At 43.2% G+C, this 26063-nt stretch carries 23 protein-coding genes and 1 other annotated feature; of the genes, 11 read left to right on the top strand and 12 right to left on the bottom strand.

Going from position 1 to position 26063, the window contains the following annotated elements; translation table 11 throughout:
- The first annotated feature begins 331 nt into the window (after positions 1–331).
- The 4 genes from yaaA (at position 332) to GKR71_RS01945 (ending at position 3475) form a co-directional block, all read left to right on the top strand.
- On the top strand, positions 332–1108 hold the full coding sequence (gene yaaA / locus GKR71_RS01930; RefSeq protein WP_154633878.1) for a peroxide stress protein YaaA: 777 nt from the start codon (positions 332–334) through the stop codon (positions 1106–1108).
- Between the two features lie 207 nt (positions 1109–1315).
- On the top strand, positions 1316–2311 hold the full coding sequence (locus GKR71_RS01935; RefSeq protein ID WP_154609346.1) for an aldo/keto reductase: 996 nt from the start codon (positions 1316–1318) through the stop codon (positions 2309–2311).
- 224 nt (positions 2312–2535) lie between these two features.
- Positions 2536–2754 carry a hypothetical protein gene (locus GKR71_RS01940; RefSeq protein WP_132496147.1) on the top strand — a complete coding sequence of 73 codons (219 nt, stop codon included), beginning with the start codon at positions 2536–2538 and terminating at the stop codon, positions 2752–2754.
- Between the two features lie 58 nt (positions 2755–2812).
- On the top strand, positions 2813–3475 hold the full coding sequence (locus GKR71_RS01945; protein WP_230085003.1) for a hypothetical protein: 663 nt from the start codon (positions 2813–2815) through the stop codon (positions 3473–3475).
- 71 nt (positions 3476–3546) lie between these two features.
- On the opposite strand, the gene thrC is transcribed toward GKR71_RS01945, so the two are convergent.
- From thrC to thrL, 4 genes are all read right to left on the bottom strand, one after another.
- Entirely contained in the window at positions 3547–4842 is a 1296-nt protein-coding gene (gene thrC, locus GKR71_RS01950) for a threonine synthase (protein WP_154633880.1), read from the bottom strand.
- Between the two features lie 3 nt (positions 4843–4845).
- On the bottom strand, positions 4846–5775 hold the full coding sequence (gene thrB / locus GKR71_RS01955) for a homoserine kinase (RefSeq protein WP_230085004.1): 930 nt from the start codon (positions 5773–5775) through the stop codon (positions 4846–4848).
- A gap of 3 nt (positions 5776–5778) precedes the next feature.
- Positions 5779–8238: a bifunctional aspartate kinase/homoserine dehydrogenase I gene (gene thrA, locus GKR71_RS01960; protein ID WP_154633881.1), complete on the bottom strand. Its 2460-nt coding sequence runs from the start codon at positions 8236–8238 to the stop codon at positions 5779–5781.
- 24 nt (positions 8239–8262) lie between these two features.
- Positions 8263–8384: a sequence feature (Thr leader region), on the bottom strand.
- A complete protein-coding gene (gene thrL / locus GKR71_RS01965) occupies positions 8323–8418 on the bottom strand; it encodes a thr operon leader peptide (protein ID WP_071992130.1) in 96 nt (31 codons plus the stop codon). (Overlaps the previous feature by 62 nt.)
- Before the next feature lie 1095 nt (positions 8419–9513).
- On the opposite strand from thrL, the gene arcA reads away from it, so the two are divergent.
- A complete protein-coding gene (arcA, locus tag GKR71_RS01970) occupies positions 9514–10230 on the top strand; it encodes a two-component system response regulator ArcA (protein WP_004905684.1) in 717 nt (238 codons plus the stop codon).
- Between the two features lie 161 nt (positions 10231–10391).
- On the opposite strand, the gene creA is transcribed toward arcA, so the two are convergent.
- Positions 10392–10898 carry a protein CreA gene (creA, locus tag GKR71_RS01975; RefSeq protein ID WP_148444759.1) on the bottom strand — a complete coding sequence of 169 codons (507 nt, stop codon included), beginning with the start codon at positions 10896–10898 and terminating at the stop codon, positions 10392–10394.
- 182 nt (positions 10899–11080) lie between these two features.
- On the opposite strand from creA, the gene robA reads away from it, so the two are divergent.
- Positions 11081–11983: an MDR efflux pump AcrAB transcriptional activator RobA gene (gene robA, locus GKR71_RS01980; protein ID WP_108479222.1), complete on the top strand. Its 903-nt coding sequence runs from the start codon at positions 11081–11083 to the stop codon at positions 11981–11983.
- A 76-nt stretch (positions 11984–12059) separates the two neighbouring features.
- On the opposite strand, the gene gpmB is transcribed toward robA, so the two are convergent.
- Positions 12060–12707 carry a 2,3-diphosphoglycerate-dependent phosphoglycerate mutase GpmB gene (gene gpmB, locus GKR71_RS01985; RefSeq protein ID WP_036950261.1) on the bottom strand — a complete coding sequence of 216 codons (648 nt, stop codon included), beginning with the start codon at positions 12705–12707 and terminating at the stop codon, positions 12060–12062.
- A gap of 52 nt (positions 12708–12759) precedes the next feature.
- On the opposite strand from gpmB, the gene yjjX reads away from it, so the two are divergent.
- Positions 12760–13296 carry an inosine/xanthosine triphosphatase gene (gene yjjX / locus GKR71_RS01990; RefSeq protein ID WP_006657125.1) on the top strand — a complete coding sequence of 179 codons (537 nt, stop codon included), beginning with the start codon at positions 12760–12762 and terminating at the stop codon, positions 13294–13296.
- Positions 13297–13400: 104 nt separating this feature from the next.
- Here the strand turns inward: yjjX and trpR are convergent, their stop codons facing one another.
- Both trpR and sltY read right to left on the bottom strand, forming a co-directional pair.
- Complete coding sequence (gene trpR / locus GKR71_RS01995) at positions 13401–13718, bottom strand: trp operon repressor (RefSeq protein WP_036950344.1); 318 nt, start codon at positions 13716–13718, stop codon at positions 13401–13403.
- Positions 13719–13849: 131 nt separating this feature from the next.
- Complete coding sequence (gene sltY / locus GKR71_RS02000; protein WP_195848951.1) at positions 13850–15766, bottom strand: murein transglycosylase; 1917 nt, start codon at positions 15764–15766, stop codon at positions 13850–13852.
- 601 nt (positions 15767–16367) lie between these two features.
- On the opposite strand from sltY, the gene GKR71_RS02005 reads away from it, so the two are divergent.
- The 3 genes from GKR71_RS02005 to ettA all read left to right on the top strand — a co-directional run bounded on the left by GKR71_RS02005 (position 16368) and on the right by ettA (position 20287).
- Positions 16368–17054 carry a hypothetical protein gene (locus GKR71_RS02005; protein WP_230085005.1) on the top strand — a complete coding sequence of 229 codons (687 nt, stop codon included), beginning with the start codon at positions 16368–16370 and terminating at the stop codon, positions 17052–17054.
- Between the two features lie 11 nt (positions 17055–17065).
- Positions 17066–18259, top strand: a complete 1194-nt coding sequence (locus GKR71_RS19985; protein ID WP_230083164.1) for a hypothetical protein — start codon at positions 17066–17068, stop codon at positions 18257–18259.
- Between the two features lie 360 nt (positions 18260–18619).
- The gene (ettA, locus tag GKR71_RS02015; RefSeq protein ID WP_108479217.1) at positions 18620–20287 is read left to right on the top strand and encodes an energy-dependent translational throttle protein EttA; all 1668 of its coding nucleotides are present in this window, start codon (positions 18620–18622) and stop codon (positions 20285–20287) included.
- Positions 20288–20331: 44 nt separating this feature from the next.
- On the opposite strand, the gene nadR is transcribed toward ettA, so the two are convergent.
- The 3 genes from nadR to serB form a co-directional block, all read right to left on the bottom strand.
- Positions 20332–21576 (bottom strand): multifunctional transcriptional regulator/nicotinamide-nucleotide adenylyltransferase/ribosylnicotinamide kinase NadR, encoded by a 1245-nt coding sequence (gene nadR / locus GKR71_RS02020; protein WP_036950251.1) that lies wholly within the window; start codon positions 21574–21576, stop codon positions 20332–20334.
- A 173-nt stretch (positions 21577–21749) separates the two neighbouring features.
- Complete coding sequence (gene radA, locus GKR71_RS02025; RefSeq protein ID WP_036950249.1) at positions 21750–23132, bottom strand: DNA repair protein RadA; 1383 nt, start codon at positions 23130–23132, stop codon at positions 21750–21752.
- Positions 23133–23336: 204 nt separating this feature from the next.
- Entirely contained in the window at positions 23337–24314 is a 978-nt protein-coding gene (gene serB, locus GKR71_RS02030) for a phosphoserine phosphatase (protein WP_036950248.1), read from the bottom strand.
- Positions 24315–24455: 141 nt separating this feature from the next.
- On the opposite strand from serB, the gene GKR71_RS02035 reads away from it, so the two are divergent.
- Positions 24456–25217, top strand: coding sequence for an AhpA/YtjB family protein (locus GKR71_RS02035; RefSeq protein WP_036950246.1), 762 nt, complete (start codon positions 24456–24458; stop codon positions 25215–25217).
- Between the two features lie 13 nt (positions 25218–25230).
- On the opposite strand, the gene GKR71_RS02040 is transcribed toward GKR71_RS02035, so the two are convergent.
- Positions 25231–26013, bottom strand: a complete 783-nt coding sequence (locus tag GKR71_RS02040; RefSeq protein ID WP_154600141.1) for an energy transducer TonB — start codon at positions 26011–26013, stop codon at positions 25231–25233.
- Positions 26014–26063 lie beyond the last annotated feature (50 nt).

The raw sequence follows: 26063 nt of genomic DNA on the forward strand, positions 1-26063 counted from the left end.
AGGGGTGTTGGCTACATTCACTCACCCTTGCCATCTACCCGCAACTTAAACTACTTTGTGTATTATTAAGGAATTGAGGCTAGCGCCGCACCGTCCCATGATAATATCACGCATCTACGTTGCTGCAAGCGAGGAAATATCCTTGAAAGCAACTATTTGATCAGCAATCGTTTTCGCGGTATCCCTAGGAACTGAATGCATTTAGCTAGGTAGAGTAATCTCATCAGTAAACCAGATAACCACCATAAGCGCGACTTATTACAGCGATTCGCCATTTCATCTGATTTTTTGTTAAAGTAATGGATAAATTTACTATCACAAGGGTTAAGTTATGCTGATTACTATTTCACCTGCCAAGACATTAGACTACGAAAGCCCGCTCGCCATCGACACGTTTACTCAACCCGAGCTCCTCGCTGAGTCTGAAAAACTAATTAAAACATGCCGAAAACTCACGCCAGCGGATATCTCCAGCTTAATGAAAATTAGTGATAAACTTGCAGGGCTGAATGCGGCGCGTTTCGGTGAATGGCAGCCAAACTTTACCCCTGATAATGCACGCCAAGCCATCCTCGCCTTCAAAGGGGACGTGTATACCGGCATGCAAGCCGAAACGTTTTCTCCCGCTGATTTTGAATTTGCTCAGCAACATTTACGTATGTTGTCCGGCCTATATGGTGTGCTGCGTCCATTAGACTTAATGCAGCCTTATCGCTTGGAAATGGGAATTCGCCTTAAAAACAGCCGTGGTAAAGACTTATATGAATTCTGGGGAGATATCATCACTCAGCATTTAAATAAAGCACTGGCAGCGCAAGGAGATAATATCCTTGTTAATTTAGCTTCTGATGAATATTTTAAGTCTGTGAATACCAAAAAATTAGATGCTGAAATTATTAAACCCGTTTTCTTAGATGAGAAAAATGGCAAATATAAAGTCATCAGTTTTTATGCAAAAAAAGCTCGCGGATTAATGAGCCGTTTTATCATTCAAAATAAACTGACTAAATCCGAACAGCTATCTGACTTTAATCTAGAAGGCTACCAATTTGATCAAGCGCAGTCGAAAGGTAATGAATTAGTCTTTACACGACCTGAGCAAGCCTAATCATAGACTCACTACGTTGGCTTATGGGGAATGCATCACACCCTATAAGCCTCATACTCAACATACGATATCTTATTTCAAATCCCCGTCACAATCTGGCGATAAAATAATCACCTCTTAAGCTGTATAGCATTCTTTCACCAGTGAGCGCGACAGAGTTATGCCAAAATTCGAGTAAATCTTTGCCATTTATTTTGGAGGTGAGCCATGCCATATTCTGCTGCGTCACATCGTTACACAGATATGGAATATCGTCAGTGCGGTCGGAGTGGATTAAAGCTCCCCCTTGTCTCTTTAGGACTCTGGCATAATTTTGGTGACAACAAGCCAATTGAGAACTGCCGAGCCATGTTAAGACATGCGTTTGATCATGGGATCACCCATTTTGATCTCGCCAACAATTACGGGCCACCTCCTGGCTCCGCAGAACAACAATTTGGTCGCATTCTACAACAAGATTTTCGTCCTTATCGCGATGAAATGGTTATCTCCTCCAAAGCAGGTTACACCATGTGGGAAGGTCCTTATGGTGATTGGGGCAGTAAAAAATATTTAGTTGCCAGTCTTAACCAAAGTTTAAAAAGAATTGGCGTCGATTATGTGGATATTTTCTATCACCATAGACCCGATCCTCAAACTCCATTAGAAGAGACCATGGCAGCCCTTGATTTGATCGTTCGACAAGGTAAAGCGCTTTATGTGGGAATTTCGAATTACCCAGCAGAAACAGCGCAAGAAGCTATCCGTATTCTCAATCAACTGGGCACCCCCTGCCTTATTCATCAACCTAAATACTCCATGCTAGAACGTACCCCAGAAGAAGGCCTCCTCGATTTGCTCGAAGAGGAAGGTGTCGGCTCGATTGCCTACTCACCACTGGCTGGGGGTATTTTAACGGATCGTTATCTCAATGGTATTCCCGCTGATTCTCGTGCAGCAGGTAATCCATCACTGCCGCCTGAAAGACTTACATCCGCTATTTTAGCAAAAGTTAAAAAACTCAATGAATTAGCCTTAAATCGTGGGCAAAAATTGAGTCAAATGTCTTTAGCGTGGTTACTGCGCCACGACCGCATTACTTCCGTGCTTATCGGCGCAAGCCGTATCAGCCAAATCGATGACGCTCTCGGCATGATGGAAAATCGTGATTTTAGCCAAAATGAGTTAAAAGCCATTGAGCTGATCCTCGAAGACTCAATCTAAGCCCTTCCTATCGCTATCTCTTAAAATATATTTAAGGGATAGCTTTCTATTTATTATCTTTAATTTAAATACAAACGAACGAATAACATTCTGGTTTATTATTTTATATTCATACAAAACAAATTTGAGTCATTAATTAATCGATAACATTCTTTAATTATTTAAGTGAGTCATTTAAGCTTTATTTGCAGTTTAATTAATTCACTTTATAACGAGGAATTTATATGCGTAAAATCTCTACTGTCTTAATCACCTTATTATTCCCTTTATCCGCACTTTCCATGACTATATCGACCAACGCACAACAAACGGATACCGAATATCTGTGGAGCAACGGAGGAAATGGCGGTAACGGTGGGCATGGAGGCAATGGTGGTAACGGTGGAAGCGGTGGTAGTGGCGGGCATGGAGGCAATGGTGGTAACGGTGGTAATGGAAATTAAATAAACCCGATTATTTAATTATTTCCCCCTTCACATACGAAGGGGGATGGAGGATACAATGGTTAATCAATCTCTATTTCAATTTTTCTCTATTTTATTTCTCACTGCAATACCAACATTAAGTCATTCCAATTATATTCAATCAAATAAAAACACTTTATTCCATTTAAATAAAACCATTTTTATCGATAATATTTCTCAGTCTAATTCCTGCATTCCTTTTTATTACCGAAATTATTATTTCCATTTTTCCGAAAATGGCATAAATGGAACTCATGGACAAAATGGCAGTGGAGGAAACGGCGGTAATGGCGGAATCGGTGGTAATGGCGGCAGCGGAGGTAATGGTCAACATGGTGGAAATGGTGGCAACGGTGGCAGTCATGGTCATGGCAACCACGGAGGTCACGCGACGCCCGGCAGTAATGGAAATGGTGGCAACGGCGGAAATGGTGGCGTGAATGGTGGAGACGGCGGACACGGCGGTAACGGAGATGGTCTAGGTAACGGGGGGAACGGTGGAAATGGTTTCGTCAACGGCAATGGCGGCAATGGCGGACACGGAGGAAGCAATGGCGGTCATGGCGGTAATGGGGGGGATGGCTCTGGTAGTGGCGATGGCGGCAATGGAGGAAATGCAGGTATTGGAGGACAAGTGGGCAAAGGTGGTAAAGGAGGACCCGATGGCGGTCAAAATGGCACGGACGGCTCTAATTATTAGCTTTTCCTCAAAAAAAAACGGAAGCCAATACAGCTTCCGTTATTAAGATCCCCGTCAATCGCAGGTTTCAATTATTGTTTCGGTGCTAACTTCATTAAGAATTCGCGTAATTGAGCAAAATTTGACGGTAAGAAGTGAGAAAGCAGAGGTAAATCTGCACGTTCCGCCAGCTCTTTTGGCAGCGAAATTTGTTTATTTAAGATAGCTTCCACGCTCTCCTTAAATTTCGCAGGATGAGCAGTTCCTAAGAACAGGCCATATTCACCATCTTGCAGCTGATCACGCAGGACTCGATAAGCAACCGCTGCATGAGGCTCCGATAAATACCCTTTCTTATCTAACTCACGTACGGTTTCTTGAGTCACTTCATCACTCACTGCACCGTAACCTAACTCTTTCAATGACCAACCTTTGCGACGGAATAACTCTTCAATACGCGGCCAGTTATTTGGCTGGCTGACATCCATTGCGTTAGATAAAGTCGCAACGGTTTGATGTGGCGCCCATTTACCATCAACTAAATAACGCGGAACCGTGTCATTAACGTTAGTGGCAGCGATAAAACGTTTCACTGGTAATCCCATAGATTTCGCCAGCAAGCCTGCCGTTAAATCCCCAAAGTTACCACTTGGCACAGAGATCACTAGTTGATCGCGTTTTTTTGCTGGGATCTGAGCAACCGCTTCAAAATAATAACAAATCTGCGCTAACAGACGGCTAATATTGATGGAGTTCGCAGAGTTCAAATACAGGGCTTTTTTCAGTTCTTCATCATCAAAAGCGTGTTTGACCATCGCCTGACACGCATCAAAATCATCTTTGATAGCCACAGTATGGATGTTTTTACCCAGCGTACAGAATAGTTTTTCTTGCAGTGGGCTGATTTTGCCTTCTGGGTATAAGATAACCACTTGAACATTATCCAAACCATAGAATGCATGGGCAACAGCAGCGCCGGTATCACCAGATGTCGCGGTTAAGATAGTGACTGGCGCACCACCAGCTACTTGACCTAACGCTTGCGCCATGAAGCGACCGCCAAAGTCTTTAAATGCCAGTGTTGGTCCGTGATACAGCTCTAACGTAGCCACATCATCTTCAACTTTGGAAACAGGTGCAGGAAATGCAAAAGCCGTTTTAACACGCTCAGCGAGCTGCTCAGCTGGAATTTCATCTCCAATAAACGCGTTTAAGATACGGCTACTACGAGTGACAAAATCCAACTTCAGTAATTCATCAATTTCACTGGCGCTAAACTCAGGTAAGTCTTGAGGGAAAAATAGCCCTTGTTGCTTACCTAACCCTTGTTTCACGGCTTTCGCGAAGCTGACTTGTTCGTTGTTATCTTTTAAATTATACAGTTTCATCGTTTACCCTATTGTCCTTGCACCCGCCATATCTAAACGACAGATATGCACAAAGCCCTCATCATTTTGAATGTAATGTTGTTGTAGGTACTGCACCATCTCTTCTGCGATTTTTTTATCATCACAAATGGTAAAAATTGTTGGTCCTGATCCCGAAATACCACATGCCAGAGCACCAATTTGCTTCGCATGTTCTCGTGCCTTCGCAAAACCTGGCAGCAACTGAGTACGGTATGGCTCTGCGACGACGTCTTTGATCATCGTGACCGCTAGCTCAGGCTGATGAGTATGACATGCATGGATAAAGCCTGATAAATAGCGCCCATGATTTACAATATCATGGCGAGAATAGCTATCGGGTAAAATGGCTCGCGCTTCTGCGGTAGAGACTTTAATACCCGGATAGGCCATCACCCAATACCAGTTTTCAAACGCAGGGACGGGCTGAGAAATAATGCCATTTTGCTCGATGATCAGCTGTAAGCCCCCCAAGTAGCATGGCGCGACGTTGTCATAGTGAATACTGCCTGAAATACGCCCTTCTAGCTCGCCCATCATGCCAAGCAGTGCGGTTTGGTCAAATGGCTTATCTGCAAACTCATTGAGTGCCATCAGTGCAGCGACGACGGAGCAAGCACTTGAACCTAAACCCGAACCAATTGGCATATTCTTTTCAAGGGTCATTGCCACGTTCAGTTTTTTACCAAGACGCTCGCAAAACAGTTCCCAGCATTGGTAAACAATGTTGTGTTCCATTTTTTTCGGTAGCTTAGAAACAAATCGACCTTGGTTTTCTAATGAAAATGTCTCTGCCGCTTCAATGCTGACACAGTCACCGAGCAGTGAGCCATCAATCGGAGAGACTGCTGCGCCTAGCACATCAAATCCAACGCTCACATTACCAATTGAAGCGGGTGCATAAACTTTGATCACTTCTTAAACTCCCAATTTCCATGATAGGGTACGCAGCATATCCGCAAATACACCCGCTGCAGTTACATCATTACCAGCACCGTAACCTCTGAGAACTAAAGGAATTGGTTGATAGTAGCGTGTGTAGAATGCCAGTGCGTTTTCGCCATTTTTTACTTTAAACAGTGGGTCATTTCCATCAACGGCAACCATTTTCACCTGACAGCGACCTTCTTCGATAAGACCCACATAGCGTAACACTTTTTCCTCTGCTTCTGCCGCTTTTATCCGCGCAGCAAACTGGGCGTCAAGTTGTGGTAAACGCGCCATAAACTCGGCAACACTGCCTGAACTGTCGAAATCAGCAGGAAGTACAGATTCAATATTGATGTCGCTAAGTTCTAATTCATAACCCGCTTCACGGGCTAAAATCAGTAATTTACGCGCCACATCCATACCGGATAAATCGTCGCGTGGATCTGGCTCGGTGAAGCCTTTTTCCTTCGCTAACGTTGTCGCTTCTGATAAGGACATTCCTTCATCCAATTTACCGAAAATAAATGACAAGGATCCTGACAAGATTCCACTGAAATGAACTAATTCATCCCCTGCGTTCAGTAAGTTTTGTAGGTTTTCGATAACCGGTAAACCCGCCCCTACGTTGGTATCATAAAGGAATTTACGTTTTGAGCTCTCGGCGGCAGCACGAAGTTGATGATAATAATCCATCGACAATGTGTTGGCTTTTTTGTTCGGCGTGACGACGTTAAAGCCATCTTTTAAGAAGCTAGCATATTGCTCTGCGATCTCTTGGTTAGACGTACAGTCGATGATCACCGGGTTTAAAAAATGGTACTCACGCTCTAAACGGATCAGACGGCTGAGGCTAAACGCTTCTTTGGCTTCAGCTAATTCAGCTTTCCAATTATCTAAGTCAATTCCTTGCATATTGATCAGCATCGCTCTTGAGTTCGCTATCCCACAGACACGTAGATCAATATGTTTTTGTTTCAGCCACTGTTGTTGACGGTGGATCTGTTCGATCAACGCATTACCGACGCCGCCCACTCCGACAATAAAGGCTTCAATCACTTGCTCAGCATTGAACAGCATTTGGTGACATAAACGCACCGCTGAAGTGGCAGACTCATTGGCGATCACCGCAGAGATTGAACGCTCGGACGAGCCTTGCGCGATAGCAACGATGTTGATATTGCCGCGGGTTAATGCTGAGAAGAAACGTGCGGAGATGCCTTTTAATGTACGCATACCATCCCCAACAACGGAGATGATGGACAGTTGCTCCATCACATCTAACGGGTCTAATACCCCGTCTTTAAGCTCTAAATAAAACTCTTCTTCTAATGCGCCACGAGCGCGCTGTAGCTCATTTTGCGGCACGCAGAAGCTGATACTGTATTCCGACGATGATTGCGTGATCAGCACCACGGAGATCCCTTTACGGGACATGACCGAGAAAATACATGCTGCCATACCAACCATGCCTTTCATACCCGGACCTGAGACGTTGATCATCGCCATATTATTCAGGTTAGTGATCCCTTTCACTGGTGTACTAACATCCGTTTGACCATCACCAATCAGCGTACCCGGTGCACTTGGATTAGTGGTGTTTTTGATCAGGCAAGGGATTTGGAATTGTGCAATTGGGGCGATAGTACGAGGGTGTAAGACTTTCGCGCCAAAATAAGAAAGCTCCATCGCTTCTTGGTATGACATCCCTTTGAGTAAACGGGCATCAGGCACTAAACGTGGGTCACAAGTATAAACCCCATCAACATCTGTCCAAATTTCACAGCAATCTGCACGTAAACATGCCGCTAATACCGCAGCCGAATAGTCGGAACCATTACGTCCTAACACCACCAGTTCACCCTTCTCATTTCCAGCCGTAAAGCCTGCCATCAACACGAAATGATCTTTAGGGATGTTCAACTCTGCAATACGTTTAGTGGATTCATTGATATCAACGGTGGATTCAAGATAGTGACCTTTTGCTAGCAAGCTTTTCACCGGATCAATCACGGTGACTTTGTGACCGCGAGCTTTTAATACAGATTCCATGATGGCGATAGAGAGCTTCTCACCACGGCAGATAATAGAGGCGTTGATGCTATCAGGACATTGTCCTAGAAGAGTAATACCATGCAGTACTTGTTTGATTTGCGCGAATTCGTGTTCAGTCAGCTTTTTCAGCTTGTCATATTCAAACCCGGGCTGCTTTTCTTTCAATCCTTTTAAGAGATTAGCAAAAATCATTTCTGCATCACTCACATGCGTGATGACATCCTGACCTGCTGCCGTTTTTTCAATCATCGCCACTAAATGGTTAGTGATTTTCGCGGGTGCAGATAGCACCAACGCGACTTGTCCATCTGCCAATTTGCTTTCCGCGATATCAGCAACATTAAGTACCCGTTCGTCATTTGCGACTGAAGTACCGCCAAATTTAAGCACACGCATGGTATTTCTCTCCTGAATTAGCGCCAAAAAAAAGCCCACATCTTTTTAGGATGCGGGCTTTTTCATTTTTATTTTTTGGATGCGTCAGCCCGCCCCGTTTCCTGTGGTCACGGTGGTGGTGGTAATAATCGTAGTCAGGCTGATGTTACGCATAAAATTTGTTTGTCTCGTAGGGAACATTTCGGTTTCTCCCTATACGGTTAAAGTAATCACACAATAATGTCAAATTTATTTGTATTTATGACCTCAAAAGAAGCGGTAATTCAGCTCGGAGATCCACTGTATTCATCAAAAACATCTTCATAAAAAGAGAGCTAGCTTAGATATTCCAGTTGTAAAATTCATTAATTCTAAAATTAATAGATTTTAATTTTATTTAAAAAATTAGCGCCTCACATGTACAAAAAACAATCAAACACCAAATTTGATGACGGTATTTTAACCGTATTTCTCAACAGTAAATTTGAAATAAATTGCCACTGATGTCCTATCTTTCTCTCTTCGATTAATCTTGATCAAGATTTGCACCAACCTTAAAGAAACCTACTTAGTTTCAGATCAAAATTGCACATAAGAAACCAAATAGTCATTTAGTTAATTATAAGCATGCAAACATTAATTCAGATAGTTCTGAGGAGTCTTGTTATTTTTTTGTAAAACAAAATAGATTCACGCAAAGCAAGTAAGTGTAATCACCTAGTTTTTCTTATAAAAAACCAAAAATACTTTTTTTACGCGATTTTGATGTGCTAAACGAAATTTTACTCTCTGACAATTTTAAGGTGTTCTAAAGACACAAAAATCACTTACGTGACTTAGCTTAAGTTAAATCAAAATATCTTCATCCCTATTCATATCGACCTTTCTGTACGGTATCACGATGAAAAACGTGCATTATCTCTCTTTTTTCTCTTATTTTTATCGTCTATTCGATATCTCTATAACAAATAATTTTGGTATAATTATCTGCCTAACAATCATTGTTAACGTGCTACAATTGATTTTGATATGTATCAACAAAAGTTAGTTTTTTAGGTGGTAAATGCAGTATTAGCTGTTATATTGCTGTTAACAGCCCAATATTGGGAAAGTGCTTAAGTTTTGGTGAGTTTTATGACCTTCAGCCTAATGGATAGGCAACGCTAAGTCACTGAAAAATGTAAAGACAAATTTATACTCATAGACGTGTTTTTCCAGATAATCATACCAACAACCACCTAACTGGAAACGGCCTATGGGTTCAGTATTTTTATTTTAATACTTTAGGTAGCAAATATGCAGACCCCACACATTTTGATCGTTGAAGACGAGATTGTCACACGTAATACGCTGAAAAGTATCTTTGAAGCGGAAGGTTATGTTGTTCATGAAGCCACCGATGGTGAAGAAATGAACAATGTTCTTTCTGAACATGACATCAACTTAGTGATCATGGATATTAACTTACCAGGCAAAAACGGCTTACTGCTGGCTCGTGAACTACGTGAGCAAGAAAGTATCGCATTAATGTTCTTAACTGGCCGTGATAACGAAGTTGATAAGATTCTTGGTCTTGAAATCGGCGCTGATGACTATATCACCAAACCATTCAACCCACGCGAATTGACTATCCGTGCACGTAACTTACTGTCCCGTACTATGAATTTAGCGGGTGGTACAGAAGAACGCCGTCTGGTTGAGAGCTATAAGTTCAATGGCTGGGAATTAGACATTAATAGCCGTTCTTTAGTGAGCCCTGCTGGTGAGCACTACAAATTACCACGTAGTGAATTCCGTGCAATGCTTCACTTCTGTGAAAACCCAGGCAAAATCCAAACTCGTGCAGACTTACTGAAGAAAATGACTGGCCGTGAGTTAAAACCTCATGACAGAACAGTCGATGTGACTATCCGTCGCATTCGTAAACACTTCGAGTCTACGCCAGATACCCCAGAAATCATTGCCACCATCCACGGTGAAGGCTATCGTTTCTGTGGTGATTTAGACGAGTGATTTCATTCTGATTAATAAAAAGCCGGCGCAAGCCGGTTTTTTATTGGAACTTAAAATACCAAAAATATTATTCCAATTCTAAAAAATTAAAACTGAAAGTCATTCAAAAATCGCCACTCATTTTAAACATAATCAGTGGCGATTTTTATATTAAAGCACTATCACCACGGCATAATTGGCACGGCGCTTAACGCATTTTTAGGCGAGCCGTCGATCATCTTATCGGAATAGGTCAAATAGACGAGTGCATTACGTTTTGGGTCGTAAAAACGAACCACTTGGAGCTTTTTAAACACCAGTGACGTTCTCTTTTGGAAAACTACCTGCCCTTTTTTCGGGTTACGTTTCACTCGGTCATTTAGCTCAATAGGACCCACTTGTTGGCAAGAAATGGCAGCATCCGAGGTATCTTCCGCTAATCCAAGCCCACCTTTAATCCCGCCCGTTTTTGAACGGCTTAGGTAGCAAGTCACATTGTCCACATCCGGATCATCAAAGGCTTCAACCACTATCTTATGGTCAGGTCCTAGCACCTTGAATACAGTATCAACTGAGCCGATTTCCTCTGCGACTGCCATAAAAGATAGTGCAGACAACATTGATCCCAAAATGAGGTTTTTCAGTGTATTACCTTTCGCAATACCTTTTTTAAATTTGGAAGAACCCATACAGTATTCCCTTTTCAGCTTAACATCTGAATTTTAAATAACCTAAACGGCAATAATTCTGTTTATTAACTAATTCTTAAATACAACTCATTTACTATAAACGAAAAAGGTAAGTTGTTATAGAATAGCCACTCATTGATTACTCATATCTGTTCTGTGAGTCGTATTGCCTGGGGATATCCATGGATCAAACAAATATTATTCGCGACCTTCTTCGTTGGATAGATGATAACCTTGATAAACCATTGTCATTAGATAATGTTGCCGCGAGAGCGGGTTATTCAAAGTGGCATTTACAGAGAATGTTCAAGGATGTGACCGACCAAGCAATTGGTGCTTATATTCGCGCTAGACGCCTATCTCGTGCCGCGGTTGCACTGCGCTTAACGAGCCGTCCCATTCTTGATATTGCATTACAGTATCGATTTGATTCACAACAAACTTTCACTCGCGCTTTTAAAAAACAGTTCAATTTGACGCCTGCATTTTATCGCCGCACTGAAGAATGGTGCGCAACCGGTATTTGTCCACCGATCGTGTTGGATGAACATTCTCCATTGGATTATGAATTTGTCACGATGGTCGAGCAGCCATTGGTTGGTTTGGAGCAAAGTTGTTCCTATGTGCTTGAAGAGTGGTCAACTGCCTGCTCGCAAATGCGTCAGTCTTTCTGGCGCTATTATTTAGAGCACACCACCAAAGTGGCTTCTGAAGTCTTTGGCTTACATCATGCGATTCATAGTGCTGAGAAAGATGATGAGCAAACTGTGTTTTACACCACCGCAGTGAAACCCGAAGATGCGAGCTTTAGTAACACCGAATATAGCCATGTTACGATCCCCGCAGGCGAATATGTGAAATTTAATTATCGCGGTGAGACGACGAGAGAAAGAATGCAGGAGTTCCTTTACCATGTTTATGGGGTCTACTTGCCAAAACTGAATCTCACTCGCCGTCCAGGCTATGATGTAGAACACTACAAAATCAAGGATGTGACGCACAATGAGATAACGGATACGGATCCAAGAACTCACATTGAAGCATTTAGCTATTATGTTCCGATCAAAAAGCCTGAAGCTAATTAAGCAGTCATAATCAGACACCCAAAATAAAGGCGCTCCATACATTGAAACGCCTTTTTCTTTTTTGCTGTTTTACTTCTTAACCTTGCTGCTCATCAAGAGCAGGCTGAGAAAGATGTGTCACCTCCCCCGCGGTTTCCACAATCCAGCCATTGGCTAACCATGGGCTATTTTGGTAATCAACGCGAGATAACGAGCAGTTACGCAGACGTAAACGTCGTGGAGAGTTTGCAGGCACACCTAAGATACGACTTAATAATGTACTGAGCGCCAAGCCATGACTAACCAATAATGGACGGCTTCCTTCTGGTAGTTCAAGGCAATTATTTAACGCCGCAAACATACGCGTGAAAAGTTCATCCATCGATTCCCCTTCAGGAATACGACCACCTTCGACACCATTTATCAGGCTTTGACGCCACTGTTCTTCTTGCTCAGACAACGAGCCAATTTCTCGTTGCTCCAAGACACCCATATTTAATTCACGCAGACGCGGTTCTGTGATAATTTCACACCCGCACACTTGTGCAATAATTTGTGCAGTTTCAAGTGTGCGTCCCATATCACTAGTGATAATATGGGTAATACCTTCGGATTTAACCCGTTGAGCAACCTGCATGGCCTGTTGACGACCAAGTGAGGTCAGCGGGCTATCAGATTGTCCCTGTATGCGACGTGCAACGTTCCATTCAGTTTCGCCATGGCGAACAAGATAAACCTGTAACATAGATGTGTTCCGTTATTACTGTACAAAGTATGTGTTCAAAGGAAAATAATTAATGTACCAAGTTATAGCTGCAACGACGAATCCTGCCAAAATTAAAGCGATTCATCTTGCTTTCGATGCCGTTTTTGGGCCTGGCAGTTATCAAATTGAAGATATTAATGTCGATAGCAGTGTTCCACAGCAACCTATCGGTAATAATGAAACCCGTACAGGAGCAAGACAACGTGTGATGGCATCACGCCAAGTACGCCCAGAAGCTGACTTTTGGGTAGGTATTGAGGCGGGTGTTGAAGATGACATGACATTTGCATGGATTGTGATTGAGCACCATCAAATCCGTGGAGAATCACGCTCTGCCAGTATTATGATCCCAGAAAAAGTGCTTGCGGGGATCCGTGAAGGTCGTGAGCTGGGTGATGAAATGGCTGACCTTACTGGTATTGATAATATCAAACAACAAGGCGGTGCGATTGGCTTCTTCACCAATGGCGTATTGACGCGCACCAGCGTTTATCAACAAGCACTCATACTGGCTTTAGTTCCTATTAAACACGAAATTTATAAAGAGCTAAATCACATAGAAGACTAATTATACTCAAAACGATTTAAAATGCATGTGGGGCTCTTAGCAATAAGAGCCCCACATTTATTTTTAGAGAATAATCATTGGCTGCTATAAAAGATAATCAAAAACTACAGTAGCTTAGATTCCAGCCACTCTTTTACCGGAATAGGGGCTGATTTCAAACTGTTTGAACCACGAGTAATGGTTGCAATGCCTACACCGAGCTCATTTTTTAATTCACGCTGGCTCATTTCACCGCGCATTAATTCTTGAACAATCCTAACGCGAGTCCCTAAAGCCGTCCGTTCATCCGGTGTGAGTAATAGCTGAAGAATCGAATCCTGTATATTTTGCTCAAAGGCCATTTGTAGCAGTTCCACAAAACGTTGCCAATCCGCATTTTCATCGGCGGTTAACGCCGGGTCTGGTTTATATTCTACAGTCATCATTCTACCCTTCCATACTATTAAACTAGTACAAATAATAGCACAGAACACTATTTCGTATAGTTAAAAATACAGCGCTCATCTTGTTGGAGGTAAACCAAACCGACCAACAAGATGAAACGCCATACAAATTAATACTTCATATTCCATTCGTTCACGGATAACACATTGCCTTTTTCACCTAAGAAATGTTTATAAAACAAATCATAAGAGAGAACATTTTTTACATAACTACGGGTTTCTGCAAACGGAATACTTTCCACAAAAGCCACCGCATCGATACGCCCTGCGCTGTTACCTAACCAGCGAGTCACTCGTGATGGGCCGGCATTATACGCCGCACTGGCTAAAATACGGTTATTACCAAATTGCTGATAAACATCGTCAAGATACGCGGTACCTAACTCAATGTTCATCACAGGGTTAGTCAGTTGCCCTGCATTCACATAACCAGTGATGCCTTGCTTTTGCGCCGTATGTTTTGCTGTCGCTGGCATTAACTGCATTAAGCCTGTCGCGCCAACTGGAGATTGTGCTTGCGGGTTCCATGCGCTTTCTTGACGAGCAATGGCCATCGCATAGCTTTTTTGGATCATTTTACTGCGAGTGTAATTATCAAACTGTTTTTCCCATGCCAGCGGGAAACGCTCTTCAAGATGATCCCACAGTTTTGCGGTTATCGTGGCTTGAACGCTCAGATCTGCCCATTTATTATCGAAGGCATAACGGGCGAGCTGCTCTTGTTGATTAGGTGACATGGAAGAGACCAAATTGATCCACTCGGAGCGAGCCAGATTATCCATCTCCCAATACATTAACTCACGGATGCGCTGAATCTGCGGCATGCTGTGAATACTGGAATCAGGTTTCACGGCTTTATTCACCATGACTGGGTAATCCATTTTTAGCTGCTGAGCGGCAACCATTGGGTAGAATCCACGCTTCGACGTTAGCTCTCGCAGTATACTTTCACCTTCAGCCGTTTTACCTTGATCAATCAAGGTGATAGCCTGCCAATATTGCCACTCTTCCTTATTTTTTACGTCGTTCGGTAGTTGTCGCAACCATGACGCTAATCCCGTTTTATCCCCTTCTCCCAGCGCTAAACGTACGCGGCGCTCTTTTAAGGTGGCAGAGTTAGTTTCTCGGATCACTTCATCACGCCACATTGCCTGCTCAGGAGTGACATCAACTCCCATATATTGCCACGCAATGCTGTCTTTCATTTGCTGGTTTTCTGCCATATTCATTTTCTGGGCAGAGCTGATCCCTGCTAATGCAGTACGGGCTGCATCAGGGGATTGACGCGCATAGCGGCTAAATCCAGCTAATGTGGCTTGACGCGTAAAATCCGTCGGCGTCAATGTTTTCGCAAACGAGACAACCGAAGCGGGGTCATTTTGTAGTTTAACCAACGCATCAGAGATAGTTTTGTAGCTACTTGGTAAGCGTTTCGCGAGGTAAGTTGCCGTTGATGTATTACCATCTTTGATAGCAAGGTGAATACGCGCCAAAATCATATCCGTTGAAAGATATCCGGCTTTTTCCCATTCAGTAAACAGTTTGTCGCATGCTGCTGGCATGGAATTACCATTGAGCCACATTTTTTCAGCGCCCTGCCACGCGACCTGTTTATTTCCTGTCGCCCAATTCGCAAAATAGAAATTACATTGTGCTTCCGCAGGTTGTGGCGGCTCAGGGCTAAATGCCAATAACGATGTCCACTCTTGGCGACGCGCCAGCTCATTCACAAACCGACTTTTGAGGGTTTTCGCCACAGGCAACGTTGGGTATGCATCGATAAATTCTTGCGCTTGTTTTGGCGAGATAATATCTAAATCTTGCGACAGCTCGCGGTATTCCAAATACGGATACAGCGGGTAATCACGTAAGGTTGGTAATAAACGCTCGACTTCATCCATCTTATTGGCATCCCAAGCGACTTTAATTGCTTGATAACGTTCACGTTGTGCCTGTAAAGAATCTGCCCAGACTGTTGTGGATACCAACAGCATGGTGACCGGAACTGCCGCTAACCAACCTTTCATGTTTATTCGCTCCATCGCTTAAATCTTGTTAGAGATTGCTCTCAAACATACTCAAAGCATTCATTAGATATATCAATAATGTTAATGCTACCTAAAGTTTTCAGCCAGCGACAGAGGAGATTTCTTGAAATGGTTGGGTTTACAATCTTTTACTTATTCGATTCGTTAACCCTGACAACACGGATAACCTAGACCAGCCTAGGGGCAATCGGGTATAGGCCTCTGCCGACTTTCCCTAAAATAAGATAATTATAATTAGATTTTCTGCCCTACTATTGCAAAGGTCATATTCAAGAAGCAGGTTTGACAGAAACTCAGATAGTGAATATTTAAAATTTGTTGAGTTTGGCATGTTAGAAAGTTCCAAGTCGAAATGTCTCAATTAAAGTAGGGAGATAGAGTTATTTATTATCTTTTCATTTTTATTGAACAAAATTAAATTTTGTAATGATAATCATTTCCATTTACGGGTGTTATATGTAATATTTTTTTATGCTTTTTTGACAAACTAAAAGTGGATTTGTATATGAATTTTAGTTGTAAGCCTAATGTATTAATGTTCAGTATTGTGCTAATTCCTTTCTTTACAAATGCATACTCGATGCATAAAGGAGATTCGTTTGGATTTATCCCTTCTATTGCGGTACAGGATGCCGCTACATCTGCATTAATGGAAAATATTACTGGTAAAAACATCTACGCAGCTTATGCAACTGGCTTAATAAAAAATAATAAAAACAAAAAAGTATCTCAACACTTATGTAATGGAAAGGATGAAGTTGTAAATACTGCCTTAATTGGAGGGTGTTCGTTAGTTGAATCCGATTCATTTACTTTATTAGAGACTAAGCATTTCATAAATAAAAACGGTGAGATGGTAGAAATTGATGTTCATGATCCTAATACAATTATAACTCCCACAATGAGAGTAACAGTCAAATATATCACTGAACCAAATCCTCTAATTCGGCAAAACAGTTGTAATGACTATCGCATCAATGACACACCAACCTCTTGTTTTGTTTTCAAAATAGCACCTTTTATTTTTGATAATTTACAACAAAGAGAACTAGTCATTAATGCCATGGAAAACCCTTGTTCATTTTTAACCTCTGTTGAAGATGCAAAAAAATTTACCAACTTAAAATATCCATACATTTCATACTTAGGCAGAACAGGAGGTGAGGCACGTTACATTCTAGATTGTGATACAAAAAATCCAGAAACTTACTCGTCGATTGTAGATGAAAAGATGCAATCAATATTACTTATTCGCAATAAAAAATAAGGATTTTTTTTATGGCTCAACCATATATCCGTATTAATCAGTTTGAGGCTAATTACTCTGATGTAGGCGTTAAATCTGCAACAGGGCATGTTAATTTTACTTTTATCGATGGTAATGGTGTTAATAAAGGAACTTTTGGTGCAAATCTAAAAAATAAAGATCGCCCATCTGGTGTATCTAATGAAGAAAGTGATAATCGACGTAAAATCGATGCAAAATCACCGCATCATTTCAGTTACGCAAAGTTGTCATCTAATGATTTTACGAACGCGTTAAAATATGCCCAAAAAGCACATCATGAATCTAGTATTGGTAATATGAAATATGCGCTGGCTTGTGGCAATTGTGTTGACTTTGGAATGCAAGTATTTAATCAAACTACTTTAGGGCGTAGTCAATTGCCTAATTATTTACAACCAAATACTGCAGTGAGTATTTATGCAAACCTAAGTAATGCTCTTTGCTCTGGCGATAATTATCAAATTAAAGAAGCACGCAAAGTGGTATTAACCCCTAATAGATGGAGACCTGAACAATTACCTAATTGGGCTCAACCGTGTATAGATGCTGTTGTGCCAACTACAATTTCAGGGGGGAAATGGCTTGACACTAAATCAACGGATGCATGGGATGTTGCCAAGCATTTTACTATGGAACAGGGAACTTGCGAACTAGAAGTTCAGGAATTTGTGGTTAAGAACCTCACTGTTGCTTCACCGATTGTTATTAATCTAGACGGCTGTGGCATAAAAACGACCTCAATTTTTGATCAATCCGTTCAGTTTGATTTATTAGGAATTGGCCATAACGTTACCTCCGCGTGGATTATGCCAACTTCTGGTTTTTTAGTTTACAACAAACAAGGTATTGACAACGTAACTAGCGTTAATGATCTGTTTGGTGGCTCTGAGCGCATGGAAGGTTTCTTTAAACTTGTTGATTTGGACAAAGACAAAAAAGGATATATCGACAAAAATGATGAAATTTACGCTTCATTGCGCATATGGGTAAATCATCAAATGGACGGCATATCTCATGCAGGTGAAATATATACGTTACAAGAATTAGGTGTTGAGCGAATTAATACAGATTTCGACATTGTTGATTTTATTGATGAAAATAGTAACCTTATTGGCGAACGTTCTACAGCTATTATAAATGGTATCGAATGTGAAATGTCTGAGGTTTACTTCACTTATCTTTAATACCATTACTTCATATATTGGGGTCTAGCCGTTTGCAGTTCAGATCCCATCAATTATCATCCCAACCCTACTCAACACCTATTTCGAGCCTTTTGTTATATGTAATAATCGACATCAATAATGAATTAATATTGATTGCATGATGAGGTGATAGCCCCCTGAATTGTCATCACTTGCATGGGAAGTTATTGACATAAAGGCAGGAACAATTACAGTTAGACGCAATTACTTTTGAGTGGCTCGTTTTACACACTTTCGCTTTTGGAATCTCACTATTCGCCTTGAATTTATGAGTTATTACAAAGTGAATAACCGAGCGATGCGATTAAAAATTATGTTATAAAACAAAAGGTAAATAAATTGGCTCAATACGTTTACAGTATGTATCGAGTGGGAAAAGTGGTTCCCCCGAAACGTCATATTTTAAAGAACATCTCTCTGAGCTTCTTCCCTGGGGCGAAAATTGGTGTTTTAGGTCTCAACGGCGCGGGTAAATCAACATTACTGCGCATCATGGCTGGCATTGATACTGAGATTGAAGGGGAAGCACGCCCTCAACCAGGTATTAAAATTGGTTACCTGCCACAAGAACCGAAACTGAATCTGGAACATACCGTTCGTGAAGCCGTTGAAGAAGCGGTCAGTGAAGTTAAAAATGCTTTAACTCGCTTAGACGAAGTGTATGCACAATATGCCGATCCAGACGCTGACTTTGACAAGCTTGCGAAAATCCAAGGCGAGCTGGAAGCGATTATTGCCGCACAAGACGGTCATAATTTAGACAACCAACTGGAACGTGCTGCTGACGCACTGCGCCTGCCAGCTTGGGATGCGGTTATCGGCAACTTGTCTGGGGGTGAACGCCGCCGTGTGGCTATCTGCCGCCTGCTGCTGGAAAAACCAGACATGCTGCTGCTCGACGAACCAACCAACCACTTGGATGCTGAATCCGTTGCTTGGTTAGAGCGCTTCCTGCACGACTACGAAGGCACCGTTGTGGCGATCACCCATGACCGTTACTTCCTCGATAACGTTGCAGGTTGGATCCTTGAACTTGACCGTGGTGAAGGTATTCCATGGGAAGGTAACTACTCTTCTTGGTTGGAACAAAAAGATGAGCGTCTGGCGCAAGAAGCGTCAACAGAAGCGGCTCGTCGTAAATCCATTGAGAAAGAACTTGAGTGGATCCGTCAAAACCCGAAAGGTCGCCAATCCAAAGGTAAAGCGCGTCTGGCTCGCTTTGAAGAGCTTAACAGCGTAGAATACCAAAAACGTAATGAAACCAGCGAACTGTTTATCCCACCTGGACCGCGTTTAGGTGACAAAGTTATCGAAGTGGAAAACCTGAGCAAGTCTTATGGTGATCGCGTTCTGATCGACAACCTGAATTTCTCGATCCCGAAAGGAGCGATTGTCGGGATCATCGGTCCAAACGGTGCAGGTAAATCTACCCTGTTCCGTATGATTTCCGGTCAAGAGCAGCCAGATTCTGGTTCAATTACCTTGGGTGATACCGTGAAAATTGCTTCTGTGGATCAGTTCCGTGATGCAATGGATGACAGCAAAACTGTATGGGAAGAGATTTCCAACGGTCAAGACATCATGCGTATCGGCAACTTTGAGATCCCAAGCCGTGCTTACGTCGGCCGCTTTAACTTTAAAGGCGTTGACCAAGGTAAACGCGTGGGCGAGCTGTCGGGTGGTGAGCGTGGTCGTTTGCATCTGGCAAAACTGCTGCAAGTTGGCGGTAACGTATTGCTGCTCGATGAACCAACCAACGACCTCGACGTTGAAACCTTACGTGCGCTGGAAAACGCCCTGTTAGAATTCCCGGGCTGTGCAATGGTTATTTCCCATGACCGTTGGTTCCTTGACCGTATCGCAACGCACATCATCGACTACCAAGATGAAGGCAATATCACCTTCTTCGAAGGTAACTTCTCTGAGTACGAAGATTACAAGAAACGCACTTTAGGTGCGGATGCGCTGCAGCCACACCGCATCAAGTACAAAAAGATGACTAAATAATTCGTCTATTACGATCAAAAATGGCACCCTTGGGTGCCATTTTTTTATGCGGAAAGTGAATCATCCAGCATCAATAATTGCTGAACCAAAGAAACGCACTCTAAGAAGCGTGAATCGTAGTCTGACGACTCCACATGCACAAATTCAATATTATTTTTCTTCAGCATTTCAATCAGTAATGTTTGAAATTCCATTCTGTCTTTATCACTGCCTAAGCTGCGTAGACCATCTGCTACCCACGGAGTATTATTTTCCAGCAAGATAACAAGGTCAAAACGGTATTCATCGATCAGCGCCTGCACAAATGGGTGTTCTTTCCCTTCATAGCGCAAACAGAATGCTTGCGTGGTGACAAAATCCGTATCAATAAACGCCACTTTATTCGCATATTTAATTGCAAAATCAATATATTGAGCGTGACCCAACGCAATTTTATCGTAATCAGAATATTGCAGCGCCATCTCGTCACCGCCAAGGTGGCTAAATACATAATCGCGCCCATATTCCCACGCACTGGTAGTATTAAAGATATTGGCTAATTTATTGACGAGGGTGGATTTACCGCTTGATTCACCGCCTAACACCGCCACTTTACGCACAAAGAATGGCTTCACTTCGGTTGGAATATATTCCCAATAGCGGAATGGCGCTTGGCGAATTTGGTTGCCGCTAATGTTCATAAATGTGCGTTCAGGATCGATAAGAATAGTTTCGATCCCAAGGTATTTTTTATAGCGATGCACATCGTGAGGCTCGCCGGAATAGATAAAGCTCGGGTTTATGTTGTGCTTTTTCATAAAGCCTTTCATCCCGTCGCTCCATACTTCCCAACCGTGAGGGTATGGCTCTATCCCTTGCTCATCAAAAGAGTGAATATGAATATTTTTCTGATACTTAAAGGTTTGTAATAACCAACGCAGGCGGTCACTGACAGTAGGCTGTTGTGACATGGAGCTATTCACAAACAGTTCTTTATCACGAGGCTCATCATGACAGAGGATCACGTGCAACTCATCCACTTGGCTACAAGCCCGTTGAATCAAATAGATATGCCCTGTATGGAGCGGATAAAACTTACCGAAAACAACACCAATCGTTTTTTGTTGAAGCGGATACTCTAAGCCTAAAAAGCGATGAAGTGCCGCGATTTTGTGCGCGCTGGGGCTTTTAATTTTGTCGTTAATTAACTGGCTGAGATAGCCTTTGGTCATCTCGGTCGCATCCGCTACTTGCTGCAATGTGTAACCCGCACCTTTGATGGCACTCTTTAGATAGTCAAATTCAGCCATATTATTTATCCTTTCGTTTTGAGCGCCTTACAACCATTTCTACTCATAATTATCTAAATGATCCGTGTTGTCGCTGTCGCTAGGCGCTAAGTGGCGCTAATCCCTAGGAGCATACACAAAGTATGTGACTAGGGTTAGCAAGCGCAAGCAACAGCGCGGAGCATGACGATAATTTAGAATTCATCGAGAATACTAAGCGCATCCGCCAACTTCTTCACCCCATAAACCTTCATATCGGCAGGTAACTTTTTCGGCATATTGGCGTGAGGCACAATGGCCCGCTTGAAGCCATGTTTTGCGGCTTCGGAAATACGTTCTTGCCCACTTGGGACTGGGCGAATTTCCCCAGCCAGCCCCACTTCACCAAATACCACAAGGTCGCGAGGTAATGGGCGATCACGAAAACTTGAAACTAACGATAATAGCAGCGCGAGGTCGGCACTGGTTTCTGTCACTTTTACCCCGCCCACGACGTTCACAAACACGTCTTGGTCGGACATTTGTAATCCACCGTGGCGATGCAATACCGCCAGCAAAATCGCTAAACGGTTCTGTTCCAGCCCCACCGCAACACGGCGCGGATTCGACATCATAGAATGATCGACAAGGGCTTGGATCTCCACCAGCAATGGTCGAGTGCCTTCCCATACCACCATGACAGAACTGCCCGAGGTAATTTCATCTCCACGACTTAAGAAGATGGCGGACGGGTTACTGACTTCTTTTAAGCCTTGTTCCGTCATGGCAAATACGCCCAGCTCGTTGACGGCACCAAAGCGGTTTTTGTGGCTGCGTAAAGTGCGAAAACGGTTGTCGGCATCACCATCGAGCATAATGGAGCAGTCAATACAGTGTTCAAGCACTTTAGGTCCTGCTAATGAGCCATCTTTAGTGACGTGACCCACCATAATAATCGCCACGCCGCGAGTTTTTGCGAAGCGAGTTAGATATGCCGCGGTTTCACGCACTTGCGCCACACTGCCCGGCGAGGATTGAATATCCGCCATGTGCATCACTTGGATGGAGTCGATGACCATCAGCTTGGGTTGCTCTTGCTCTGCGGTCAGGCAGATTTGTTCAATACTGGTTTCCGACAGCATATTGAGTGAATCAGTCGGTAGTCCTAATCGGTGGGCACGCATGGCAACTTGCTGTAAGGATTCTTCCCCCGTGACATACAGGGTTTTCATCTCCCGCGATAGTAAGCACATGGTTTGCAGCAGTAAGGTACTTTTCCCCGCTCCGGGGTTCCCCCCGATAAGGATGGCACTGCCTGGCACAACCCCACCACCTAGCACGCGGTCAAATTCTTTAAATCCAGTGGTAAAGCGTGGCAGTTCTTCGAGGCTAATCTCAGAGAGTTTTTGGACTTTACTGACGCCCGCCGCATTACCGGCATAGCCCGTCAGCCTATCCGTACGTGCCGCAGTCGTCGATGCCAAACGCACTTCCGTAATGGTATTCCATGCATTACAGGCACTACACTGCCCCTGCCAGCGCGGATAATCCGCCCCACACTCATTACACACAAATGCCCTTTTCGCACCTTTCGCCACAGCCACTCCTTAATCACCCAAAAAAATGTTTAACGCTTTATCTTTAAATCTTTAAATCTTTAACTGACACAAGTTCTAATCTTCAAAATTATTCGCGTGACAACTAGGCGGCAAACGCAGACAGCCCTAGGAGCATACACAAGTATGTGACTAGGGTGGCTAAGAGCAGCCAACAACGTTGTCACGCTAAGAATGAAGAAGATTTTAGCGTTCTTCGTGCTTGAGACCACCACTTAGGACACAAAGGACTCCCATGAGGTCCGCATGCTTAATCCCCACTTTCGCCCTTGCAAACACTTTTGGTTTTGCATGATACGCTATCCCCAGTCCTGCTTTTCTGAGCATTTTCAAGTCGTTTGCTCCGTCACCGATGGCGACGGTTTGCTCCATTGGGATATTCAGTTTTTCTGCCAGTTTAACGAGGGTTTGCGCTTTGTATTTTGCATCGACAATCGCCCCTTTAACTTTACCTGTCAGTTTGCCATTTTTGACTTCGAGGTGATTGGCAACTGCCGCGACCAGTTTTAATCGCTGGCGTAGGTTATCGGCAAAGAACGTAAATCCGCCGGAAGCAATAGCAATATGCCAGTCCATCGCTTGTAACTTACGAACTAAGCTGGTTAACCCCGGCATTAACGGCAAGGTTTCGAGCACTTGGTCGAGAATAGCCGCGTCGGCACCTTCGAGCAGTGCCACACGAGCACGTAGACTTTCTGTGAAATCGAGCTCCCCTTGCATGGCGCGTTCGGTCACTTCAGAGACTTGATCGCCGACTCCTGCCAGACGGGCGATTTCATCGATACACTCGATTTGGATCGCGGTGGAATCCATATCCATGAGTAAGATCCCTGGGGATCGTAAACGTGGGATTTTACCGAGTGGCACCACATCCAATTGGCTTTCATCTGCCAATTTTTTGATGCGAGGGGTAATGCTGCCCGCGATGCGCACAACTTGGTAATCATCAATGCGCCAAGAGGAGACAATCACAATCGCTATCCCTAAACGCTGCTGGAAATCACTGATACGTGCTTTATCTAAGCCGCGACCATATAACAACCACCCAGTGTCCCCCGCACGATAATCCAATGGCATCACTTCTTCACCACTTAGCGATAAGGGTAAACCCGGCCATTTTTGAATTTCATCAGGCAGATAACAGTAGGTCAAACTCGTTGGCATGAAAATTAGCTCCTGTTGTGGATACAACTTTTTTTATAATGTATACCCTGCATAAAATTACTATACTTAAATTTTCCAGCAAGTTAACGCTTCATAACTTTGCTAATTGCGATAAAACAGACAAAGAGCACGATTATTCCTATGAAACTCCCATTTAGGCTGCACAAAACCGTTATTATCATTGTTTGCGTTGCGCTGATAACCTTCCTAATGCACGGGGTTTCATATTTAGGTTATAACCAAAGCCAGAGCAGACTAGAGCAATTTAAGCAATTAACTCAAGTATTAGCTGAGCAAGTGGCATTCAGCTTATCCGATTATGTGGTTCCCGGCAGCAAAGATTTTAATTTAGAACGAATTAATGCCAATTTAAATCATCTAGCTAAAGATCACTATATTTTGGATGTCGGTTTATACACGGCGGCAGGCGTGTTAGTCACCCAAGTGGGTGAACCCGCCACGGTCAAAGAGCGACTTTCCCTCGAAGGAAACACTGGACTACAGAATTTTCAGTATCAATTAGTGGTTCCCGTTCAAGGCGCCAAAGAACCTAAAGGCTATTTACGCCTGACCATCGATACTGAGTCGCTCACTACTGATCTTCAGCAAGCCGATAACACCGTTAATATCATGCGTGTATTTATTTTATTATCTTTGTGTATTGGCTTTATTTTGGCGAACACCCTAATGCGCCTGAAGAAAAAGAAAGGTCAGCAACAATTGATTATCGAACCTGACGAAAACGCGGAAGAGAGTGAAGATAAGCCCGAGGAACAGAGCATAGGGACAAATGGGGCTAAAAATACACGTAGCCCCTTAAAATCACCACGCGCCAAACGCCGTAAAGAGCCAAGTCCACATCGACCAAGACGGGTGGCGCGCAAGTTTACAGAAAAACAATAACCGTTAATTCCGCCTAGATTGACGTCGTATCAAACACGATCGGCGCAATTAGCTCCACTTTTCCGTTGGCTAGCAAAGTCTCAGGTGGCATCGGAAACGGTGCTGCGCGTTCGATAGTCGCTAGCGCTTCTTTATCGAGGAGCTTGGTACCTGACGAATTAATCAAGCTAGCACTTACTAACTGGCCTTGATTATCCACAATAATTTTGACTTGAGAAACGCCCGTTGAACGAAAACGCAATGCAGCGCGTGGGTATCGCTTTGCTTTCGCTAATCGTTGATGAACTTCACTTTCCCAGCCATGATGACCACTGACGGGTGCAACGGCACTGCTCGCAAAATTCGCACTGCTATTCGAAGCGCTGCCAGAAGTTGGCACCGACGTCACTTCGGATTCTTGAGTCGAAGCGGGAGCTTCTTCCACCACTTTTTTCTCTTGAACTGGCTTTTTCTTTGGCGGGCGTTTTTTCTCGGTGACGCGCGTCAATGTCCCATTATCAACCAGTGGTGTTTGGGGTAACTTCTCTGCTTTTTCAACAACTTCAGGCTCAATTTCTTCTCGTGTTGCCATCTGCTGTTTAGGCGCATTATTAACTTCAGGCTCCTGCTGCTGTTCCAGTTGATAAAGCCCTAATTGTAAAGAAATTGCGGGGGGTAAAACCCCAGTTTTGGGTAGGTTTGATGTAAACCACCCAATAAAAAGCATTGCCAGTATTCCATGGAAAACAAGACTTCCACATAAACCGCCCAGAGGACGAAAAATTGGGCTTCCCAGCTGCCCCACACTGCTGTTCATATTTTGCCTCACATCTTTATTTTTCGCTGATTATAGGCATAATACAAATC

The sequence above is a fragment of the Providencia sp. wls1922 genome, from assembly GCF_009706505.1.
GTDB classification, from domain to species: domain Bacteria; phylum Pseudomonadota; class Gammaproteobacteria; order Enterobacterales; family Enterobacteriaceae; genus Providencia; species Providencia lanzhouensis.

Bases quoted from the DNA above. Each gene is read 5' to 3' on its own strand.
- yaaA (WP_154633878.1), top strand. From the start codon at position 332: ATGCTGATTACTATTTCACCTGCCAAGACATTAGACTACGAAAGCCCG.
- GKR71_RS01935 (WP_154609346.1), top strand. From the start codon at position 1,316: ATGCCATATTCTGCTGCGTCACATCGTTACACAGATATGGAATATCGT.
- GKR71_RS01940 (WP_132496147.1), top strand. From the start codon at position 2,536: ATGCGTAAAATCTCTACTGTCTTAATCACCTTATTATTCCCTTTATCC.
- GKR71_RS01945 (WP_230085003.1), top strand. From the start codon at position 2,813: ATGGTTAATCAATCTCTATTTCAATTTTTCTCTATTTTATTTCTCACT.
- thrC (WP_154633880.1), bottom strand. From the start codon at position 4,842: ATGAAACTGTATAATTTAAAAGATAACAACGAACAAGTCAGCTTCGCG.
- thrA (WP_154633881.1), bottom strand. From the start codon at position 8,238: ATGCGTGTGCTTAAATTTGGCGGTACTTCAGTCGCAAATGACGAACGG.
- thrL (WP_071992130.1), bottom strand. From the start codon at position 8,418: ATGTTCCCTACGAGACAAACAAATTTTATGCGTAACATCAGCCTGACT.
- arcA (WP_004905684.1), top strand. From the start codon at position 9,514: ATGCAGACCCCACACATTTTGATCGTTGAAGACGAGATTGTCACACGT.
- creA (WP_148444759.1), bottom strand. From the start codon at position 10,898: ATGGGTTCTTCCAAATTTAAAAAAGGTATTGCGAAAGGTAATACACTG.
- robA (WP_108479222.1), top strand. From the start codon at position 11,081: ATGGATCAAACAAATATTATTCGCGACCTTCTTCGTTGGATAGATGAT.
- gpmB (WP_036950261.1), bottom strand. From the start codon at position 12,707: ATGTTACAGGTTTATCTTGTTCGCCATGGCGAAACTGAATGGAACGTT.
- yjjX (WP_006657125.1), top strand. From the start codon at position 12,760: ATGTACCAAGTTATAGCTGCAACGACGAATCCTGCCAAAATTAAAGCG.
- trpR (WP_036950344.1), bottom strand. From the start codon at position 13,718: ATGACTGTAGAATATAAACCAGACCCGGCGTTAACCGCCGATGAAAAT.
- sltY (WP_195848951.1), bottom strand. From the start codon at position 15,766: ATGAAAGGTTGGTTAGCGGCAGTTCCGGTCACCATGCTGTTGGTATCC.
- GKR71_RS02005 (WP_230085005.1), top strand. From the start codon at position 16,368: ATGCATAAAGGAGATTCGTTTGGATTTATCCCTTCTATTGCGGTACAG.
- GKR71_RS19985 (WP_230083164.1), top strand. From the start codon at position 17,066: ATGGCTCAACCATATATCCGTATTAATCAGTTTGAGGCTAATTACTCT.
- nadR (WP_036950251.1), bottom strand. From the start codon at position 21,576: ATGGCTGAATTTGACTATCTAAAGAGTGCCATCAAAGGTGCGGGTTAC.
- serB (WP_036950248.1), bottom strand. From the start codon at position 24,314: ATGCCAACGAGTTTGACCTACTGTTATCTGCCTGATGAAATTCAAAAA.
- GKR71_RS02035 (WP_036950246.1), top strand. From the start codon at position 24,456: ATGAAACTCCCATTTAGGCTGCACAAAACCGTTATTATCATTGTTTGC.
- GKR71_RS02040 (WP_154600141.1), bottom strand. From the start codon at position 26,013: ATGAACAGCAGTGTGGGGCAGCTGGGAAGCCCAATTTTTCGTCCTCTG.